Origin of the sequence: Streptomyces violaceorubidus, from assembly GCF_000717995.1 — a bacterium.
GTDB lineage: Bacteria > Actinomycetota > Actinomycetes > Streptomycetales > Streptomycetaceae > Streptomyces > Streptomyces violaceorubidus.
Genome location: NZ_JODM01000257.1, coordinates 1 through 210 on the forward strand (window position 1 = coordinate 1; position 210 = coordinate 210).

The following is a 210-nucleotide window of genomic DNA, read 5'->3' on the forward strand; positions in this document are numbered from 1 at the left end:
CTCCCGACCGACCGGCCCCGCCCGGCCGTGCCCACCCACCAGGGCGGCACCGTCACCTTCACCATCCCCGCCCACCTCCACGAACAGCTGGCCCACCTCGCACGCCAACAACACGCCAGCCTCTTCATGGTCCTCCAAAGCGCCCTCGCCATCCTCCTCAACCGCCACGGCGCCGGCACCGACATCCCCATCGGCACCCCCATCGCAGGA

The 210-nt window shown here is 71.4% G+C and carries 1 protein-coding gene; it reads left to right on the plus strand.

Annotated elements, in window-relative coordinates:
- Positions 1-210, plus strand: a 210-nt coding sequence (locus tag IE94_RS37055; protein ID WP_037925301.1) for a condensation domain-containing protein, incomplete at both ends; no start/stop codon positions are given.